We start from the raw sequence: 16,645 nt of genomic DNA on the forward strand, positions 1-16,645 counted from the left end.
GGCAGATCCGTCTCAGTCAGATGGCCACCGGCGGAATCGTCCGCCGATTAAGGGCCCACTCCTTAGCCGACCATGGTGCCTCTCAGCGCTCAGGGCAGCAGCCGGTAATCCTGTACCGACGGAGTTCGGTCCAAGATTCCTTCCATGATGACCCGGGAGAACCATCCAATGTCGAACTCATACTCATCACCGGCCGTGAAGGAAGCCGCAACCTCCTCCTGGTTATCGAAGCTGACGCCGCGGTCGACGTAGATATCCCCGCAATTCGACGTGTTGACCAACACCCCTGCCGTCGACACCGAACCCCTCGAGCCCCCCGAGCTCGTCCGCGGCTCCGCAGACACCACCTCGCACTGAATTGCCTCGACCCCAATTGAGTTCCACAGAGGGATTAACAGAACGCCGGCAGCGCCAAAAATCGTGAAAATTGCAGCGATTTTCCAGAACCACTTGGATCTTTGCCCGCCCGCCTTTTGAGCCGGCCTCTCGCTAGTCATCAATATCCCTCTACTACTCGTTTCACCAACCGCTAGAATGACGGCCAGTCGCTGGCCCGCTGCCTCCCATGACAAATCCCTGGACTCCACCGTTCCAGAGATCCTCGCGTCCCGGGACACCAGGATGCAACTCGGTATTCACCCGACCAACAGCAATGCCTCCAACTCGGTCTGCCCCTTGCTCGGTCAGGAATCGCGTGTCAGCACGAGTGCTGGGCGCTACATCGCGAGGTTGCCGGGACGACAGATGGGCAGGTCTGCGGTCTCCAACGGAATCGGCGGAGACACTGTCAACACGGGAATGCACTACGGCACCACCCCTCGCAAGGACTGGTCGACGCGGGACGCCTTGGGAGCGCTAGCGGGCGGGATTCTCGTCGGTTCGGCGGATCCTCACAGCAACCGGCGACATCGATCCCACTGCCCCGGGCTTCCTGACGACCCCCTGGCCGCGGCGCCCATGGGCCACGAGATGGCGCGGTCGCCGAGCCATGCCGAAACCTGACCGAGACCCAGACCCGCTACGCCGGCACCGGCCGGGTCCTGCGCCACACCGTCCGGGAACGGCCGTGCGTCGACACGAATCACTTCGACCCCGCCACCCAAGTCCAGACCCTGGGCCGACTGACGATCACCCTGGATCCGATGACGACGAAGCGTGAATCTCCTGCTTTCGAGGAACCATGCCTGAGCCTCACCGTGACCCACACCCGATACCCGGGCATCGACCTGATCCTGCGACACGCCATCAAGGAAGGGTCTTGGGGTGAGCCGAGTTACTTCGGTTCAAACCACCGATGCCCGGACCCCAGAATCACTTCACCCCGCAAGGTATCCCCCTTCAACGAGAATCCCCTCCGCAAAAACGAATTGAAAATAGACGCTTACTGCCATCAAGGCCGGCCCAAGGATATACAAGCCAATTCTTGATCCTTTACGCATATGATGAGCGTCAGGTTTCTTGCCTGTTCGCCAAAAAATAACAATGAATATCGGAGACATAACTAACGCAATCGGCATGGGAATTCCACTTCCACTGCGATCATATTTTCCATCGTAAGGCATTCTGGTGTCCAAGGGAACGTTCATAAAAACGAAAATTGCAACTAATATGCTTACGACAAAAGAAATGATACAAATAATGTCTACAAATTTCGAGGCCTTCCTTCCAAGTAGTAGATCCTGCTCAGTGAACTCAGTATCCGGATCCCGCTTATCCGCACCCGCACCATCATTTTTTGCTACCACGGCTCTACTCCTGTCCATCTCTCAATAACTTCTCCACCGACAAATTTCGCGCCTTCAACAATAGCGCCCGCGTGGGCTCCACCGTACGCAGCAAAGGAGTGCGTCATCCAATTCGGGTTCGAGCCCAAATTCGGGCCCAAATCGGAAGCGCCCGGGAACCGTGAAAGAAGCGCTCCTCCAATGCTGTCATATCCCTGTTCCAACTTGCTGTAGTCTTCTCCCGTAATGGCATGCTCGAGGTGCCCGCCGGCCCAGCTTCCCCCTCCGCCCGTACCGTATTGGGCAGCCTGCAGGATTCGACCGGATGCGCGAGGGAAGAGATACCCGCCTTGGCCACCGACCGCACCGCCGAGGAACCCGCCGGCAGCGGCTCCCAAACCGCCCCTCGTCGACCAATCCTTTCGAGGCGTGGTCCCGTAATACATTCCCGTGTTGACCGCGCCTCCGCCGATGCCGTTGGAGACCGCAGACCTGACCATCTGCCGTCCCGGCAACCTCGCGACGTAGCCCCCAACACTCGTGCTGACACGCGAGACCCCCGAAGCCACCGCAGAACCAGCCCGCGAGGAAACCGCCGAGACGGCCGCACCCGCCCGGCTTGCCCCCGAAACTGCTGCGGAGCCGATGCGGCCCGCAGCCGGCAGCAACCGCGAGGTCACCGCGGTTCCGGCACGTCCGACTCCGGAAACGACAAGGCCACCCACCCGGCCGGCCAAAGGGCCGGCAACCAGCCCGACAGCTCCCGTCAGGGCCACCTGCCCCCAGTTCACGCCGCCGGTCGTGGCCTTCTGAATGATCGTGTCCGCACCGGCACCGATCAACATCATCCCCACCGGCCCCCCGACACCGGTGGCCATGAGCGCGCCGCCGGCAACCACCATCGCGCCCCCGGCGACATACTCCCAGTTGCCCTTCCACCAATCCCCCACCGCGGAAACCACACTGCCGCCGACCGATCCGTCGTAGGCCTTCAACTCAGCGTCGGTCAGCGGACGCAGCCCCGTCGGATCGGTCGCATTCAGCGGATTGTTACCCGCATAGGCATACGGGTTGCCATCCCACCCCGCACCCAGGACCGGCGCCAAGGGATCGGTCGACAGGAACCCGCGAACTGACGGGTCATACGCACGCGCCCCCAGCCACTCCAGGCCCGCAACCTCCAGCCCGCCACCACCGGTCAGGCCGACACCCACCGGCAACACACCGACTGGCCCCGTGCCACCAGGCGTCGCACCCGAAAGGGAAGGAGCACCGATGACGGCCCACGGATCAAGCTGATCCGTGGGACGCACCGCACGCCAGCCGGCGCTCGCCCACCCATCACCGAAACCGGTCACACCGCCGGGCAGGGACAGAACCTGCCCGCCGCCGATCCCGGCCAGCGTCGGAACCGGGTTCGCCGTATCCCACCAAAGCTCGGCGCCGTCGACTCCTGCCAGCTCACCCAGGGCATCGACCCACAAGCTGTGCCGGGAAACCTCACCGCCATCGGGGGTGCGCACGGTGGTGCCCGCCAGGGAGCCGTTGGCACCCCAGGCATACTCGGTCCACAACCCATCCGGGGCGATCAACCGACTCCGCCGGCCCAACCCGTCATACACGTACTCGATCCGGGTCCCGTCGGGATCAGTCACCGCCAGCAACTGCCCCGCAACGTCATACTCATACACCCGCACGCCATCCGGCGTGCTCTCGCGCACCAGACGCCCGCCGGAGTCGTATTCCCACCCCGAGTGCGTGCCGGCGCCACCAGCCCGCGTGGTGGCAGCGGTGACCATCTGCCCGGCGCCGTCGTACCCGTACCGGGTCACCGCCCCGGCACGCGTCAGTCCCGTGATCCGGCCCTCGGCATCCCGGCCGATCATCGTCACGTCCTTTGCGCCAGCACCGCTGCAGTCGGACCGCGTGTTCTCGGCCAGGTATCCGTGCCGATAGACCCATTCCTGCACCAGGTCCCCCACCGTCGCGCACGTGATGCGCCCCGATGCATCGTGGGCGAACACCGCCGGGCCCAACAGGGAGTTCTCCACGGCAACCACCTGGCCGGCGGCATCACGCGTGTACGCCGTCACCGTCCCCTGGGCGTCGGTGAACCGGACGCGGTTTCCATCCGCGTCATACTCCCACGACAGGCCCGCCCCACCACGGGTGCGGCCCGTCAGCAGGCCACGCCGGTCGAACGACAACTCATGCTCGACCGCCAGCTCGTCCGGGCCCGAATAGTCGGTGACCACCAAGCGGCGGCGGACCAGGTCCCGCTCGAGTGCGGATACCAGCTGCCCGTCCACCGAGACGGAAACCTCGCGTCCGGCGGCATCGTAGGCCCAGGACGTGGTTTGCCCGTCCGGGTCCGTCCGGGACAGCTGCCGCCCCGCGGGATCATATGTCGCGGTGGTGACCCTCCCCAGCGGATCGGTCACCGACTCCACCTGGTCCGTGTCCGTATAGGTGCGCGTCACCACCCCGCCCACCGGATCGGTGACCCGCACCAAACGCCCGCGAACGTCGTATTCGAAGCGGGTCCGCCCGCCCACGCCATTGACTGTCTCGGTCAGCTCCCCCGCCACGTTGTACTTGAAACGGCGCGTGCCGTTCCAGGCATCCTGCGAAAACGTCAGCCGCCCGGCCTTGTCGTATGCGTACCCGGACACGCCCCGCCCGGGATTGCGGTGCAGCAAGAGTCGTCCGCACGGATCGTACTCGAACCTCTCCACCTCACCGGTGGGCAGCGTGCGGGCGGCGACGCGCTGGTCGGCGTCGTAGGCCAACTCGGTGAGGGCACCCAACGGATCCGTGGTCCGCCACGGCCGACCACACGCGTCATACTCGTACCGGGTCACCGCGCCCGTCGGGGAGGTGACCGAGGTGATCTTCCCGGCCACGTCGCGGCCCAACACCGTCAGCCCGCCCTCGCCGTCGACAAGCTCGACCGGGTTCCCCGCCGCGTCATAGGCGATGAGCTCCGCTGAGCCGTCCTCGGCCTCCACGCGCAGGGGGCGGCCATACTCGTCAAAGCGAATGGTCGAGGAGGCAAACGCCTCCGACAGCGTCGCCGTGCCGGTCTTGCGGTCCGTGCTGGAATCCGTGCGGACGCCCGTCGGGTCAACGACGGCGCTCAAATTGCCGAGAGAGTCGTATTCCCGCGCCCAGTCATGGCCGGCCGGATCCTTGATGCCGACCAGCCGGGAAAGGTCGTCGTGGACAAAGCCCCACCGGGCACCGTCCGGCAACACCGTGCCGGTCACGTTGCCCAGCTCATCAAAGATCCGCTCGACACTGCGTCCCAGGGGGTCCACCGTCCGGGCCAGCTCGCCGTTGGCGGCATATTGAAGCTCGGTCCGCCCGCCATCGGGGGCGACTGAGACGGTGATCCGCCCCGATTGGTCGTGTTCAAAGGCCCAGACGCCGCCGTCCGGGTTCTCGCGCCGCACCGGGGCACCGGTTGCGTCGTAGGTGAAACGGGTTTGCGCGCCGGAGGGGCTGATCGCCGCGACGGGACGGCCCGCGCCGTCGCGAACGATCCGCGCGAGATCGCCGACCGCGTTGCGGGTCGCGACGAGGTCGCCGAACCCGTCGTACTCGAAGCCGATCTCGACCCCGACCGGGTCGATGACCCGGGTCAGCAGCCCGTTGCGCCAGTCCAGCTCGGTGCGCCCGCCCAACGCGTCGATCATCGCCGACGGATCGCGGCAGATGTCGTCGGCATATTCGTAGGCCACCACGGCGCCGGATGCCGTCACGAGGGTGGTGATCCGGTCCTGTCCGTCCCACCCGTAGGTGAGGTCGGCGCCCTCCGGAGTCACGGTCCGGATCCGCCGGCCCCTCTCGTCGTAGGCGTGGACGGTGACAGACCCGTCGCGCTCGGTGAAGGAGACGAGGTTCCCGTGGGAGTCATACGCCATGGACTGGCGCCGGTCATCGCTGTCCAGGACGCCGACCAACCGGCCCCTGGCGTCGGCGATCCACGCGTTCGAACGCGACCCGTCCTCGTCGGAGACGGCCGTGACGCGGCCCGGCAGGTACGCGAAGCGTGTCCTGCGCCCGTGCTGGGTCACCTGCAGGGCAACCCTGCCGTGCTCGTCATAGGTGTTCTCTGCCTCGAGGACGCCCGCGGCCGAAGCCACCGCGTCGATCAGGCCCTGCTCGTTCCATCGATACGTACGTGCGCCCAGCTCCGTGGCCACGGACGTCAACCGGCCGGCGGAGTCGTACCCGTACTCGACGCGCCGCCCGTCCGAAGCCCTCACCACGGCGACAAGCCCGTTGGCATAGTCGACCTCGAGGAACCTGCCCCGCACCTGCGTCAGCCGCGTCACCTGCCCGGCACCGGCGCCCTCGGCGGGCCGGTCCCGGTGGACGGACACGGTGCGCCCCGGCCCGGCTCCGGTCCCGACCCAGACGCCGGCCAGGGTGTAGGCCCACCATGCACCCTGGTTGTCCCGGATGACCAACAGCTCGGAGGTGCCCTCGCGCAGGGAATCCAACTCCACCAGGCCGCCCGCCGCGGCGGACTCGCGGGCCAGCCAGTAGTTCTCGCCCACGCAGCGGCCATACCCGGCCCCTTCGCGCGGGAAATCCACGGCACGGCCATCGGCCATCACCCAACGGCAACCCTCATCGCTGAACGTCAGCTGCTGGTCCAGCACCGAGGCCCAGCCCGGGCCGAACACCCCAGGGTCCTCCAAGGCCGAAGGCAGCGAGTTGTACATCCGGGAGAAGTCCAGCAGCGAGGCCATGCCCATGAAGGACAGGTCGGTTTCCGGCTCGATGAAATTTCCCGTCGCCGTGTTCACCGGGTCGTTGGCGAACCCGGTCGTGGGCAGCGCTCCGGCGGCCGTCGGCGGATCAACCTGGAGAACGGCACGTGAGGCATCGACCCCGGCTGCGGCAAGGGCCTGCGCCAAGGCGGCATCGGAGACGCCTGATACGGCGGCGTCACCGCCGGCGGCCTCGAACGCGTCAGCGAGAACCGAAGCCCACTTCGCGTCCTCCTCGTTGGCCCTCAGATACTCGCGGTACCCGCGAATCAGGCCCGACGCATCGATGCTTCCCCAATCACATAGCGACGCAAAGTCGGCCAGCGCGCCCTCTAGCCTCCCCGGTTCACCCTCCAGCGAATCGTTCAAGCCGCGCGAACCCGTGACGAAGGAACGCAAATCGGAAGGCCTGGCCGACGACACCCCACCGGAAGAGCCGCCGGATCCGGGCGCCGGATTCTGCCGCTGGCCCGTGCCTGCCACCGCCGGAGGGAATGTCGGGGACGCCCCCGCAGCCATCGCCGGGCGCGGCTTCTCACCGACGAACGATTCCCAGAGCTTCGTCAGGTCGTTCTTGTTGTTGTGCTGGCGCACCCACTCGTTGTTCGTCCTGCGCCGGGCATCTTCTTCATGCGCAGCATCGGTCATCTGACGTACAAAGCCGGCGACCTGCCGCAACCCCTGCGCCAACACCCGCGCATCGCCGGCAGCCGTGGCCGCGTTGGCCTCGAAGATTTGGGAAAAACGCCCCCTGAAGTCCTGCCCCGCCGACGACGCGTACGACGCCCGCGATCCGGCCTGCCCTTCGATCCTGGTCGCCGCGTAGTCGAATCCGAAAGACGTCGACAAAGCGGTCAGATAGGTATAACGGCCGCCGCCGGAAACATCCGAGTCCGGCAACAACTTCATCTCAACGAACTCGGTCACTACCCGATCAACCTCCACAACGATGCCCGCACAACGGGACGAAAAGAATCATCAACAAAAATCAACTGCCAAACCGGCCGGGACATGGCTTACCGACAGCGCCCACCTCATGCAACGACCGGGTGACCGCCGCTCCGAAAAGGAGGCACCGGCGTCCGGTCATCACTCGAAGAACCAGAAGATCAGGCCACGCCGAGAGAACCCTCCCCCTGACCGTCTACAGCCGAGTACAGGGCAGGCAGACCACCATGGACGCTGCGCTGCACCTGGGCGATCGAGTTCCTCGCCCGCTCCGCAAACAGCACATGTGCGCCACTCATGACAAGCTCCACGGTTCGAGAATGTGTAACTCCAACAAGACAACTAACCAGAAATATTAGATTATCCACTATTTTGCCAAACCGCTCGAACCGCCGCGCCCGAAGTTCTCGCTGACCGGCTGATGGTCACCCTAGACGACCGCTGAATCGCGAGTTATCCCCGACGGTGAAGCGTAGGTCCGGGATGAAGCTGCCGCCGATCGTCAGGCCCATGAGATGATCCACCGCAGAACTTACGAACCGGAGAATAGGCGCGAGGTGTTCGATACACTGCGTCGACAAATCCTCGCTGCCCGGTTGAAAGTCATCCTCGAAGAGAAGTCCGCGACACTGAATTTGATGAATCAAACCTGTTTGTTAACGACATTGGAACGTCGTTAGGATTGGGTACGTAGGGGTGAAGCTGCTGCTCAGCGCCATTCTCCTAGTCTGGTTCATGATCAAAGGGACAACGTCATGAACGGTGCCAGGTCCCCCGTCCCCACCCACACAGCCAGTGCTTTATTTGGGCACGTCCTCACACTCAGCAAGGAGCGGTGGCATGACCGAACAGAATGAGCACGTCGTGCCCGACGGCTTCACTGAGGAGGACCTGCTGCTCGGAAAGAAGGCCTGCAAGTACATCGACATTCTCTCCACGTCGGCACTCGTAGCTTGTTCGAGCATCGCGGTCTTCGTGTTCGTCAGTGTTCCTTGGAACACCTTCCACTCTGATCCCGGTAAGTACGGAGGTTACTACCCGATGCAGATCGTGCTGTCCATTCCCTTGCTTTGCATACTCTTCATGGGTCCGAGGTATGGCCGAAGAAGGAAACCCACCGATCATCACATGAGGAAGGGCTCACGGATTGGGCTATACATCTTGGGAACCTCGATGATCCTGCTGTTCGTCTGGATGCAGTGGGTCCTGGCGGGGGAGATCATTGAGGACGGGTTCACGGCCAAGTGGAGATGGGAAAAGTAGAGTGCGGAGAGCTTGGCAAGTTACACAGTGTAGGAGATGTGTGTGAGGAGATACCATCAGCTCCGTGGGCAATGGGCGGGCGCACCATGCATCAACGGCGCTCCGCTCAGTGCAGGTGCGATATCCGAGGCATTAACAAGGAGAACGGCACCGGGGCCCGATGGAATAGTCCATTGGGCCCCGGTGCCGTGGCGGGATGAATCGACCTCCCACCGCGTGGGCGGAAGGGCGGTCGCGCCTCACCTTTGGAGCTTCTGAACGAGGAAGAAGCGGGTGAGTGTCAGATGTTACCAGCCGCGCTCGGCCAGGCGGTGCGGTGCCGGGATGTCGGCGACGTTGATGCCGACCATGGCCTCGCCCAGGCCGCGGGAGATCTTCGCCAACTCGTCCGGGTCGTTGTAGAAGGTGGTGGCCTTGACCACGGCGGCTGCACGCTGTGCAGGGTTGCCGGACTTGAAGATGCCCGAGCCCACGAAGACGCCGTCGGCGCCCAGCTGCATCATCATGGCCGCGTCGGCCGGGGTGGCGATGCCGCCGGCGGTGAAGAGCACGACCGGCAGCTTGCCGGTGGCCGCGATTTCCTTGACCAGCTCGTACGGTGCCTGCAGTTCCTTGGCGGCCACGTAGAGCTCGTCCTTGGGCAGGGCCGCCAGCTTGGCGATCTCGGCGCGGATCTTGCGCATGTGCCCGGTGGCGTTGGAGACGTCGCCGGTGCCGGCCTCGCCCTTGGAGCGGATCATGGCAGCACCCTCGTTGATGCGGCGCAGTGCCTCACCGAGGTTGGTGGCGCCGCAGACGAAGGGGACCTTGAACGGCCACTTGTCGATGTGGTGCTCGTAGTCGGCAGGGGACAGGACCTCGGACTCGTCGATGTAGTCGACACCCAGGGACTGAAGGATCTGTGCCTCGACGAAGTGGCCGATGCGAGCCTTGGCCATGACGGGGATCGACACGGCATCGATGATGCTGTCGATCATGTCCGGGTCGCTCATGCGCGAGACGCCGCCCTGGGCGCGGATGTCGGCCGGGACGCGCTCGAGGGCCATGACGGCGACGGCGCCTGCGTCTTCGGCGATGCGGGCCTGTTCGGCGGTGACAACATCCATGATGACGCCGCCCTTGAGCATTTCCGCCATGCCGCGCTTGACGCGGTCGCTACCTACGGTAGTTGCGGGGGTCGAGACGCCTTCGTTTTCAGACACCTTGGTTTCCTTTCAATCAGGTGAGCAGTATGCGAATCATCGTAGGACGGGGACGTAACAAAGACCTCGGTCATGTCGTCACAAATGAATATCAGTAGATAAGTCCCCTATATTTTTCGGACTACCCGCCTACCAGCAAAACATCGTTTTCCGCTGGATCATAGGGTTTTGTCGGCGGCGCACAGGAATCCCGCCGAGCGCAAGACCAAGTCGACTTCGGGGCGCGCGGCCCCGATTTCCCGCGGGACGTTCCCCGGGGGAAATCGGGACAGATTTCCGTCGGCACCCGTAAATAGCCCAGTCCGGGCAGAGCGGCATTTTCCGCCGCGGGACTTAACTGAATGGACCGCCGCGCACACGCACGGCGGTCCATTCATGGATTTCTATTCGTCTTTAGTCGATCTCAAGCCAGCCGACCGCCAGATCCTCACGGATGTCGCTCAAGGTGGCGGGGATCGCCTTGGTCTGGGCGATGATCGGGAAGAAGTTCCCGTCCCCCGCCCAGCGCGGCACGACATGCTGGTGCAGGTGCGCGGCGATGCCGGCTCCCCCGGTGACTCCCTGGTTCATGCCCAGGTTGAATCCGGTGGGACGGGAGACGTGGCGCAGCACCCGCATGGACTTCTGCGCCAAGGCCGCCATCTCCGCGGTTTCCTCCTCGGTGATGTCCGTGTAGTCCGGAACGTGCCGGTACGGACAGATGAGCAGGTGCCCCGGGTTGTAGGGGAAGAGGTTCAGGATCACATACGCGGTCTTGCCGCGGTGCAGGATCAGCGCATCCTCGTCGCTGCGGGTCGGCCCGACACAGAACGGGCAGGCTTCCTCGCCTTTGTCCCGGTTTTGGCCGGCCTTGATGTAGGCCATCCGGTAGGGAGTCCACAGGCGCTGGAAGGAATCGGGCACCCCGGCGATCTCGAAATCGTCGGTGATGGCCGCGTCCTGTTCCTCCTGCGAAATACCGCGCGGTGCTTCGATGGCGTGTTCGCGTGTGGACTCCCCCATGGACTCTAGGCTTCCCGGTTCTTCACCGCGGCGACAATGCGTGCCACCGCTTCGTCCACGGGCACGCCGTTGTCGGTGCTGCCGTCGCGGAAGCGGAAGGACACCGCACCTGCCTCCGCGTCCTCGCCGCCGGCGATGAGCACGAACGGGATCTTGTCCTTGGACGCGGTGCGGATCTTCTTCGGGAACCTGTCCGAGGAGATGTCGGCCTCGGCCCGGATGCCCGCGGCCTTGAGCTTGTCGATCACATCGAACATGTACTCGTTGAAGGCCTCGGCCACGGGGATGCCCACGACCTGGACCGGGGAGAGCCACGCCGGGAACGCGCCGGCGTAGTGCTCGGTGAGCACGCCCATGAAGCGCTCCACGGAGCCGAAGAGGGCGCGGTGGATCATCACCGGGCGCTGGCGGGTTCCATCGGCGGCCTGGTACTCGAGCTCGAAGCGCTCGGGCAGGTTGAAGTCCAGCTGGATGGTGGACATCTGCCAGGTGCGGCCCAGCGCGTCCTTGGCCTGCACGGAGATCTTCGGCCCGTAGAACGCAGCTCCCCCCGGATCCGGGACCAATTCCAAGCCGGAGGCCTCGGCGACCTCGGCGAGGGTGCGGGTGGCTTCCTCCCAGATGGCGTCGTCGCCGACGAACTTCTCCGGGTTCTTGGTGGAGAGCTCCAGGTAGAAGTCATCCAGCCCGTAGTCCTTGAGCAGCCCCAGCACGAAGTTCAGCGTTTCGGTCAGCTCGTCCTTCATCTGCTCCTTGGTGCAGTAGATGTGGGCGTCGTCCTGGGTCATGCCGCGCACGCGCGTCAGGCCGTGGACCACGCCGGACTTCTCGTAGCGGTAGACCGAGCCGAATTCGAACAGGCGCAGCGGCAGTTCGCGGTAGGAGCGTCCGCGGGAGCGGAAGATCAGGTTGTGCATGGGGCAGTTCATCGGCTTGAGGTAGTAGTCCTGGCCGGGCTTGCGCACCGTGCCGTCCTCATTGAGCTCGGCGTCCACGTGCATCGGGGGGAACATGCCGTCGCGGTACCAGTCCAGGTGCCCGGAGACCTCGTAGAGGTGGCCCTTGGTGATGTGCGGGGTGTAGACGAACTCGTAACCGGCCTCGACGTGGCGTGCACGCGAGTAGTCTTCCATTTCCTTGCGGATGATACCGCCGCGCGGGTGGAACACCGGCAGGCCCGAACCCAGCTCGTCCGGGAAGGAGAAGAGGTCCAGCTCGACGCCGAGCTTGCGGTGGTCGCGGCGCTCGGCCTCGGCGATGCGCTCCTGGTAGGCCTTCAGGGCATCCTTGGTCGGCCAGGCCGTGCCGTAGATGCGCTGCAGCTGCTGGTTGTCCTGGTTGCCCAGCCAGTAAGCGGCCGAGGTGCGGGTCAGCGCGAAGGCGTTGGAGATCAGCTTGGTGTTGGGCAGGTGCGGGCCGCGGCACAAATCGCACCACACGGTGTCGCCGGACTTGCGGTCGACGTTGTCGTAGATGGTGATTTCGCCGGCACCGACCTCGACGTTGACGCCCTCGCCGGCCGAGTCGGCCTCGTTGGCCTTGTTCAGCAGCTCGAGCTTGTACGGCTCGTTGGCCATGGCCTTGCGGGCCTCGTCCTCGGTGACGACGCGGCGGGCGAACTTCTGGTTCTGGTTCACGATCTTGAGCATCATCTTCTCGAGGGTCTTCAGGTCCTCGGGAGTGAACGGCTCTGCGACGTCGAAGTCGAAGTAGAAGCCGTCGGTGATGTACGGGCCGATGCCCAGCTTGGCGTCCGGGCGCAACTGCTGCACGGCCTGGGCCATGACGTGCGCGGTGGAGTGGCGCAGGACCTCGAGCCCGGCGGGGGAATCGATGGTGACGCGTTCGACGGCGGTTCCGGCCTCCAGCGGGCGGGCCAAATCGCGCAGCACGCCATCGACATGCATGACAACGACCTCGCGGTCGTCAAAGTACAGCTCGGCCCCGGTAGTGCCGGCATTCACCTCGCGTTGTTCCCCATCGACGGTCAGTGTGATTTGCTCAAGCACTACGGCTCCTCGTTTCGTGGTTCGGCTTCATGGCTTGTGGCGTACGGTGGCCACAGCCAGCCACCACCCAGCTTAACCGACTCCCGTGCGTGCCAACCAATCGAAAACCGTGCATGTCATCGTGTCCTGGCAGGGCAGTGCGAGTCACGGGCCCGCTCCCGATGCACGGGCGGGACAAGGTTGGGGAGCCAACCTGGGTCAACACAGCCGCTATCCAAGGTAAAGGACCTAACCGTGGATAGGAATGGAGTCAGCCAAGGTTAGGGCCTGAACCCTGGCCAGCACTTGCTCGCGGTCGAAACGACCGCGCGGCGCCTGAATCTCAGCGAAACCGCCGCCAACTCTGCGATCCAGAAGCTCGATGATGCGGGAGCCCTCAAATTCGGTGGGCGCGGGAAACGCGATCAAGCGTGGAGCCCCGCCGGCGTCACCGCGGAGGCAGAGGGCCTCGTGCAGCGCATCGGCGAACATCGCGAGGACCTGTTGATGCCCAATGTACGGGCCCATCTGTCCAAACGCGGGCTGCCGGGTTCCTGAGGCCGGCATTCAGCCCCTCTACTACTTGTCGACAAGCCGGGCTAGCATCTAGTCATGGAACCCAGGGTTAATCTCAGCAAGTCCGATCCTGCTGCGTATGCGGCGCTGCTCGCCATGAACAAGGCCGCCAGCGATTCCGCCGATGCCGCGGGAATCGATCCCAAGCTTCGCGAGCTGCTCAAGGTGCGGGCCTCGCAAATCAATGGCTGCACCTATTGCCTGCGCATGCATACCCGCGACGCCCTGAAACTCGGCGAGAGCACCGACCGCCTGGCCTTGGTCTCAGCGTGGGCCGACTCCGAATACTTCACGGCGGTGGAACGCGCGGCCTTGGCATTGTGCGAGTCCATCACCTTGGTCTCGGTGGACCACGTCCCGCATGGGGTGTACACCATGGCCCGGGCGGTGCTTTCCGACGAACAGATCTCTGCGGTCGCCTGGCTGAGCGCGGCGATCAACATGTTCAACCGGGTTGCGATCACTTCCCGCTACCCGGTCAAGCCCTAGTCCCGTCCCTGCGCCTGCAGGTAGGCGATGACCGCCAGGACCCTGCGGTGGTCCTGCGCGGCCACGGGCAGCTCGAGCTTGGCCAGGATGTTGCCCACATGTGTCTCCACGGTGCGTTCGGTCAGCCACAGGCGCTGGGCAATGCCCAGGTTGGTGCGCCCCTCGGCCATCAGCGCCAGCACTTCGCGCTCGCGCAGGGTCAGGGATTCCACGGTGCGGTTCGTGCGTGCCGCGCCGATGAGTTCGAGAACCAGTTCCGGATCCAGGGCGCTTCCACCCTCCCGCACCCGGCGCAGGGTGTCCAGGAATTCATTCACGTCCAGCACCCGGTCCTTGAGCAGGTAGGCAAAATATCCACCGGGGACCAACCGTGCAGTGTGTTTGGTTTCGATGCGCTGGGACAGCAGCACAATGCCAAGCCGGGGAAACTCGCCGCGCAGCACCACGGCGGCGCGCGCGCCGTCGTCGCTGAGATCCGGCGGCATGCGCACATCGCAGATCAAGATATCGGGTCCCAGGGCCCTTGTTTGCAACACTGCCGCCTCGGCATCGCCGACGGCCGCGAGCACCTCGTGCCCGGCATCCACCAGCAGGTTCGCAAGCCCCTGGCGAAAGAGCGCGGAGTCCTCGGCAATCACCAGCCGCATGGCAGCACCGCCTCGATGGTGGTGCCGCAACCGCTCTCGCTGCTGACAACCAATTTTCCGCCCAACGCGTTTACCCTGTCGTCCAGCCCGGCAAGTCCTCCACCCGGGGTGCTCCGGGCTCCGCCGCGGCCATCATCACTGACGTACAGCCTGATGGCCTGCCCCTCCGACCCCAGTCGCACGGTGATGCGCTGCGCCGCGGCATGCTTGTTCGCATTGTGCACCGCCTCCGCGGCCACGAAGTAGGCCGTCGCGCCAACAACCTCCGGCACGTCGGCCAGGTGCCCGTCAATGTGCAGCGACACGGGGGTCGGGGACCTGCCGCTGAGTTGGCGAAGTGCGGCCTCGAGCCCCTCGTCCAGGGCGCTGGGCCTGATGCCGTGGGCAATTTGCCGCAATTCGGCCACCGCGGTGGCCAGTTCGGCGACCGCGGCGTCAAGCTGGGCGGCAAGTTCCTGGCCGTTGGCCGGCAGCCGCCGCTGCATCAGCCGAAGTCCCATGCCCAGGGCAACCAGCCGTTGCTGCGCACCGTCGTGCAGGTCTCGCTCGAGGCGCTTGCGTTCGCCGAGCGAGGCCAAGAGCAGGCGCGTGCGGCTGGCATCAACTTCGGCCAGCGCCCAGGAAAGTTCAACCTGCTGCCGCCCCATCTCCAGCATCAGCGCCAGCGCCCTGGTGGCCTCGGCGTTGAACACCCGGCCCCGCCCGGGGCCCGGAATGAGGATCCCGGAGACCTTGCCGGACAGGGCCACGGGTATCCCGGAGTCCGCCCCAAGCCGGGAACCGCTCGCATCGCAAAAACCGTCGCCGGACGAGAGGGCATAGCCGATCCGCAGCAGGGGGTCGGCGGTGGCGGCGCGCAGGATCCCCTCGAGGTCCGCAGGCCGTGCCGCATTGGTGAAGACCCGGTTTTCAAACGCCTTCAGGGTCTCGACGAGGCGCTCGTGTTCGGCGTAGACCAGGCGGCCGATCAGGCGTTGGATGCTTGGCCGCAGCGCCATCAGGACCACTGTCCCCGCGGCGGTGCCGGCCACGACCAGTGCCATGGCCGGCCGGGACCCGGTCCCGGGCCACCACATCAGCAGCACGGCCAAGGCCACGACGGCACCGAGCACCGCACCCACGCCCATCGCCGAAACCAGCACGCGCCCGGCGTCAAAGAGGTCCTCGTGCAGAATCGCCAGGCCGATGGCAGCGGGGATGAACAGGTACATGGCCGCCAGCCCGACCATCACGATGGATTCGTTGCGGTTCACCAGGTAGCCGGCCCAGCACAGCAGCAGGGTTGCGGGAATGCCGGTCCCGGCCAGCGCCAGCCAGCGGATCTGGTTTCTTTCGGCGGGATCGGCCCGTCTGAATCGCCTGCCTAGGTCTACGACGCTGAGCACCAGGAGAGCCAGAAAGCCCGGCAACAGGGCGACGGCGGCAATGTCTGCACCGGGCACCGAACCCAGCCCCCGGTGCTGCTGCTGAAATGGATCTCCATAGGGTGCGGGGCTCAAGGCCGCCAAGACCCCGAAGGCCGCGGCGACTGCCGCAAGCCCGGCAGCCAGTCGCCGGGCGGACCGATCACCCAGGATTCCAGAGGGAAACACCAGGAGCATCAGCGCCCAGGGCAGGTAGAGCAGCATCCAGGCACCCTGGGCCAAGGAGATCCACAGGCCGTTCACCGGGAGGACACTGGATGCTTTCGCGGCCGCGAGGTAGGTGTCGGTGCAGCCCACGGCGAGGATCACCAGCCCTGCGCAACCCAGGAGCGCGCCCACGCCCTGGCGCGGCAGGCGACGGGTGATGAGATGCCCCAAGACGAGCGCGGGCAGGGACATGAAGATGCAGAGCCCCAGCCAACGTGCGGCGGGCGCATCCACGCCGGAAGTCAGCGCCCATGCCGCCAACGACAACGACACCGCCGCCAGCGGAAGCACTGCAATCGAAACCGCGCGGGCCCATGCCATGGGCACAGCATAAGCCCGGATCCATGGTTGGGCCCTCCGTGCCAGCACCGAGGTTTTTCAGGTGCCCTCCACGATT

11 protein-coding genes are annotated in these 16,645 nt (G+C 65.2%); 3 read left to right on the forward strand and 8 right to left on the reverse strand.

Features of this window, described 5'->3' with window-relative positions:
• Positions 1-89: 89 nt before the first annotated feature.
• The 3 genes from ACIPUB_RS02245 to ACIPUB_RS02255 all read right to left on the reverse strand — a co-directional run bounded on the left by ACIPUB_RS02245 (position 90) and on the right by ACIPUB_RS02255 (position 7,429).
• Positions 90-497, reverse strand: a complete 408-nt coding sequence (locus tag ACIPUB_RS02245; protein ID WP_407605898.1) for a hypothetical protein — start codon at positions 495-497, stop codon at positions 90-92.
• A gap of 819 nt (positions 498-1,316) precedes the next feature.
• Positions 1,317-1,745 (reverse strand): hypothetical protein, encoded by a 429-nt coding sequence (locus ACIPUB_RS02250; RefSeq protein ID WP_407605899.1) that lies wholly within the window; start codon positions 1,743-1,745, stop codon positions 1,317-1,319.
• Complete coding sequence (locus tag ACIPUB_RS02255) at positions 1,739-7,429, reverse strand: DUF6531 domain-containing protein (RefSeq protein ID WP_407605900.1); 5,691 nt, start codon at positions 7,427-7,429, stop codon at positions 1,739-1,741. The genes ACIPUB_RS02250 and ACIPUB_RS02255 overlap by 7 nt, the downstream gene beginning before the upstream one ends.
• A gap of 861 nt (positions 7,430-8,290) precedes the next feature.
• Here ACIPUB_RS02255 and ACIPUB_RS02260 point away from each other — a divergent pair.
• A complete protein-coding gene (locus ACIPUB_RS02260; protein ID WP_407605901.1) occupies positions 8,291-8,713 on the forward strand; it encodes a hypothetical protein in 423 nt (140 codons plus the stop codon).
• A gap of 287 nt (positions 8,714-9,000) precedes the next feature.
• Here the strand turns inward: ACIPUB_RS02260 and pdxS are convergent, their stop codons facing one another.
• The 3 genes from pdxS to thrS form a co-directional block, all read right to left on the reverse strand.
• Positions 9,001-9,915, reverse strand: a complete 915-nt coding sequence (gene pdxS / locus ACIPUB_RS02265) for a pyridoxal 5'-phosphate synthase lyase subunit PdxS (protein ID WP_217387879.1) — start codon at positions 9,913-9,915, stop codon at positions 9,001-9,003.
• Positions 9,916-10,308: 393 nt separating this feature from the next.
• Complete coding sequence (locus tag ACIPUB_RS02270; protein ID WP_407605902.1) at positions 10,309-10,917, reverse strand: HIT family protein; 609 nt, start codon at positions 10,915-10,917, stop codon at positions 10,309-10,311.
• A gap of 5 nt (positions 10,918-10,922) precedes the next feature.
• A complete protein-coding gene (thrS, locus tag ACIPUB_RS02275) occupies positions 10,923-12,926 on the reverse strand; it encodes a threonine--tRNA ligase (RefSeq protein WP_407605903.1) in 2,004 nt (667 codons plus the stop codon).
• Between the two features lie 285 nt (positions 12,927-13,211).
• On the opposite strand from thrS, the gene ACIPUB_RS02280 reads away from it, so the two are divergent.
• Together ACIPUB_RS02280 and ACIPUB_RS02285 are read left to right on the forward strand one after the other, a co-directional pair.
• Positions 13,212-13,463, forward strand: coding sequence for a hypothetical protein (locus ACIPUB_RS02280; RefSeq protein ID WP_407605904.1), 252 nt, complete (start codon positions 13,212-13,214; stop codon positions 13,461-13,463).
• A gap of 54 nt (positions 13,464-13,517) precedes the next feature.
• Positions 13,518-13,970, forward strand: coding sequence for a carboxymuconolactone decarboxylase family protein (locus ACIPUB_RS02285; RefSeq protein WP_264269000.1), 453 nt, complete (start codon positions 13,518-13,520; stop codon positions 13,968-13,970).
• Here the strand turns inward: ACIPUB_RS02285 and ACIPUB_RS02290 are convergent.
• Positions 13,967-14,617, reverse strand: a complete 651-nt coding sequence (locus tag ACIPUB_RS02290; RefSeq protein ID WP_407605905.1) for a LuxR C-terminal-related transcriptional regulator — start codon at positions 14,615-14,617, stop codon at positions 13,967-13,969. The two genes, ACIPUB_RS02285 and ACIPUB_RS02290, sit on opposite strands and share 4 nt — an antisense overlap.
• Complete coding sequence (locus ACIPUB_RS02295) at positions 14,605-16,569, reverse strand: sensor histidine kinase (RefSeq protein WP_407605906.1); 1,965 nt, start codon at positions 16,567-16,569, stop codon at positions 14,605-14,607. Before ACIPUB_RS02295 ends, ACIPUB_RS02290 begins: the two co-directional genes overlap by 13 nt.
• Between the last annotated feature and the right edge of the window lie 76 nt (positions 16,570-16,645).

Source organism: Paeniglutamicibacter sp. ORCA_105, assembly GCF_045798545.1.
GTDB lineage: Bacteria > Actinomycetota > Actinomycetes > Actinomycetales > Micrococcaceae > Paeniglutamicibacter > Paeniglutamicibacter sulfureus.

What these genes read in the sequence shown, in the direction of transcription:
- ACIPUB_RS02245 (WP_407605898.1), bottom strand. Translation starts at nt 497, where the DNA reads ATGACTAGCGAGAGGCCGGCTCAAAAGGCGGGCGGGCAAAGATCCAAG.
- ACIPUB_RS02260 (WP_407605901.1), top strand. Translation starts at nt 8,291, where the DNA reads ATGACCGAACAGAATGAGCACGTCGTGCCCGACGGCTTCACTGAGGAG.
- ACIPUB_RS02270 (WP_407605902.1), bottom strand. Translation starts at nt 10,917, where the DNA reads ATGGGGGAGTCCACACGCGAACACGCCATCGAAGCACCGCGCGGTATT.
- ACIPUB_RS02285 (WP_264269000.1), top strand. Translation starts at nt 13,518, where the DNA reads ATGGAACCCAGGGTTAATCTCAGCAAGTCCGATCCTGCTGCGTATGCG.
- ACIPUB_RS02290 (WP_407605905.1), bottom strand. Translation starts at nt 14,617, where the DNA reads ATGCGGCTGGTGATTGCCGAGGACTCCGCGCTCTTTCGCCAGGGGCTT.
- ACIPUB_RS02295 (WP_407605906.1), bottom strand. Translation starts at nt 16,569, where the DNA reads ATGGCATGGGCCCGCGCGGTTTCGATTGCAGTGCTTCCGCTGGCGGCG.